Annotated in this window: 3 protein-coding genes; 2 read left to right on the top strand and 1 reads right to left on the bottom strand. The window is 63.6% G+C overall.

Translation table 11 applies throughout. From position 1 onward, the window contains the following. Nucleotides 1–105: 105 nt before the first annotated feature. Nucleotides 106–480: a Rieske (2Fe-2S) protein gene (locus ACXWUF_RS21015; protein WP_458496508.1), complete on the bottom strand. Its 375-nt coding sequence runs from the start codon at nt 478–480 to the stop codon at nt 106–108. Nucleotides 481–767: 287 nt separating this feature from the next. Between ACXWUF_RS21015 and gnd the strand changes: the two genes are divergently transcribed. Together gnd and zwf are read left to right on the top strand one after the other, a co-directional pair. Then, nucleotides 768–1,778: a phosphogluconate dehydrogenase (NAD(+)-dependent, decarboxylating) gene (gene gnd, locus ACXWUF_RS21020; protein ID WP_458496509.1), complete on the top strand. Its 1,011-nt coding sequence runs from the start codon at nt 768–770 to the stop codon at nt 1,776–1,778. Next, a partial coding sequence (gene zwf / locus ACXWUF_RS21025; protein WP_458496510.1) for a glucose-6-phosphate dehydrogenase occupies nt 1,775–3,235 on the top strand: 1,461 nt, incomplete at its 3' end. The genes gnd and zwf, both read left to right, overlap by 4 nt.

A 3,235-nucleotide genomic window follows, 5' to 3' on the forward strand; every position in this document is an offset into this window, starting at 1 on the left:
GTCGCGGGCTGAAGCCCGCTCCCACGTTCCGAATTTCGTAGGGTGGGCACGTACTCGTGCCCACCAAAATATCCGCTGATCGGTGGGCATGGGTACATGCCCACCCTACACGCCCACCATCTCCGCCCGCTTGTCCGCCAGATAAACCGCCCCGTCTCGCTCCTCCACCTTCAACGTGGTAAGACTTTTCCCCGCGCAAATCTCGCTTAAGGATTCCCCGGTCGTCGGATCGTAATGGATGGTGTGCATGGAGCAACGCAGATACCGGCCCGACTCGTCGAAAATGTCGGATTCCTCACAATCAAGGGTCCGGGGCATGTGGACGCACTGGTTCAGATAGCCGTACACCACGCCCTGAAATCGCACGACGATGGCCGGATGCCGGACGCCCCGGTAATCCACGGTGAATGCATATTTGCCGAGTTCCGGCACCGCGTCGCTGGTGCAGATGGGCACGGGTGTACTACTTTTTGCTGTCATGTTCGCTTGTCTCCTGTATTTGGCAGGTCAAGCAATTACCGGACCAGCGATTTGCTTGACGGAAAATCCAGCCGTCCACGGCTGGCCTGTTATTTGCTGAATTTCCGGTAGATACGGTGGGTCCGATGGATAATGACACCCTGCGGTGAATTCCGCTGTAGCCCCGCCCCTTCGACCCCGCTCAGGGCAGGCTTCAGGCGGTTCTTGCATGGCGGGAAGACCGCCTAAAGGTGGGACTACGAACATCACTTCACCAAACCACAAACATTCAACTCTGAGGACAAGCTATGCAACTGGGTATGATCGGTCTAGGCCGGATGGGCGCGAACATGGTGAAGCGCCTGATGCGCGACGGGCATGACTGCGTGGTGTTCGATCTCAACGCGGACGCCGTCCAAGCGCTGGCGGCGGAAGGCGCGGTCGGGACCACCTCGCTGGCGGAATTCGCCGCCGCCCTGCAAGCGCCCCGCGCCGTGTGGGTGATGGTGCCCGCCGCCGTGGTGGACGACATGTTGGAGCAGGTGAAGGCCGTGCTGGAACCGGGCGACATCCTCATCGACGGCGGCAACAGCTATTACATCGACGACATCCGCCGGGCCGAAGCCTTGGCGGAAGACGGCCTGCACTACCTGGACGTGGGCACCAGCGGCGGCGTGTGGGGCTTGGAGCGCGGCTATTGCCTGATGATCGGCGGCGAGACCGACGTGGTGCAGAGCCTCGATCCCATCTTCAAGACCCTGGCCCCGGGCGCGGGCGAGATTCCCCCGGCGGATGGCCGCGAGGGCAAGGACAGCACCGCCAGCTTAGGCTATCTCCACTGCGGTCCCGCCGGGGCCGGCCACTTCGTGAAGATGATCCACAACGGCATCGAGTACGGCATGATGGCGGCCTTCGCCGAGGGCTTCAACATCTTGAAGCGGGCCAACATCGGCAAGAAGGATCACGCCAACGACGCGGAAACCACCCCGCTCCGCCACCCCGAGCATTACCAGTACGACTTCGACCTGGCCGACATCGCCGAGGTGTGGCGGCGCGGCAGCGTAGTGGCGTCTTGGCTGTTGGACCTGACCGCTAACGCCCTGGCCGAAAGCCCCACCCTCGAAGACTTCTCCGGCAAGGTGTCCGACTCCGGCGAGGGCCGCTGGACCATCCACGCCGCCATCGATCAGGGCACGCCCGCGCCGGTGCTGAGCGCCTCTGCCTTCCAGCGCTTCACCTCGCGGGGCGAGGACGAATTCGCCTGTAAGCTGCTGTCGGCCCTGCGCTACCAGTTCGGCGGCCACCGGGAGAAAAAATGAACGCGGTCCCCAACCTCATCCCCGCCGCGACCGGGCGGCCGGGGGATTCCTGCGTCATGGTTATCTTTGGCGCGACCGGCGACCTGACCAAGCGCAAGCTCCTGCCCGCGCTCTACAACCTCGCCAAGGCCAAGCTGTTGTCCCGCAAGTTCGCCCTGATCGGCGCGGCCTTTGAATCGCTCACGCCGGAAGCCTTCCGCGACCATTTGTTGGAGGCCATCAAGACCTACGCCGACGACGAGCTGGACGAGGAGGTGCTGGCCTGGTTCGAGAAGCGCATCTACTACGTGCAGGGCGATTTCCGCGACCCGGAGTTCTACTGGCGGCTCAAGGAGCAATGCACCGAGGTCTGCGGCAAGAACGCCATCGACGACAATTATTTCTACTACCTCGCCACCGCGCCGACCTTCTTCGGCGAGATCGTCCGGCAACTGGGGCAGGCCGGCCTGGCGGTGGAGGAGTGCGGCAACTGGCGGCGGGTCATCATCGAGAAGCCCTTCGGCCACGACTTGGATTCGGCCAAGGAACTCAACGCCGACATCAAGAAGGTGCTGCGGGAGCGGCAGATTTACCGCATCGACCATTACCTGGGCAAGGAAACCGTCCAGAACATCATGGTGTTCCGGTTCGCCAACAGCATCTTCGAGCCGATCTGGAACCGCCGCTACATCGACCATGTGCAGATCACCGCCGCCGAGACGGTGGGCGTGGAACGGCGCGGCGGCTATTACGAGACCGCCGGGGCGATGCGCGACATGGTGCCGAACCACCTGTTCCAGTTGCTCTCGCTGACCACCATGGAGCCGCCGGTGTCCTTCGAGGCCGACGCGGTGCGCGACGAGCAGACCAAGGCGCTGCGAGCGGTGCAGATTCCGACGCCCGAGGACGTGCTGACCAAGACGGCGCGGGGCCAATACGCCGAAGGATTCAGCGACGGGGAAACGGTGCCGGGCTATCGCGAGGAGCCCGGCGTGGCGCGGGATTCCCGCACCGAGACCTTCGTCGCCATGAAGCTGATGCTGGACAACTGGCGCTGGGCCGACGTGCCGTTCTATCTCCGCACCGGCAAGCGCATGGCGGCCCGCGCCACGGAAATCGCCATCCAGTTCCGGCGGGCGCCGCTGGTGCTGTTCCGCAACACGGCCATCGACCAATTGCAAACCAACCGGCTGGTGATTCATCTGCAACCGAACGAGGGAATTTCCCTGCAATTTGGCGCCAAGGTGCCCGGCCCGGTGATGCAACTGGGGTCGGTGAAGATGGATTTCGACTACGTGGACTATTTCGGCTGCACGCCCAACACCGGCTACGAGCGGCTGCTGCTGGATTGCATGATCGGCGACGCCACGCTGTTCCAGCGCGCCGACATGGTGGAAGCAGGCTGGAGCCTGATCCAGCCGATACTGGACGTGTGGAAAGCCCTGCCGCCCCGCCATTTCCCCAACTACGCGGCGGGT

This window comes from Methylomagnum sp. (assembly GCF_054333355.1).

Excerpts from the sequence above, each read along its gene's own strand:
- gnd (WP_458496509.1), top strand. The coding sequence starts at position 768 with ATGCAACTGGGTATGATCGGTCTAGGCCGGATGGGCGCGAACATGGTG.
- ACXWUF_RS21015 (WP_458496508.1), bottom strand. The coding sequence starts at position 480 with ATGACAGCAAAAAGTAGTACACCCGTGCCCATCTGCACCAGCGACGCG.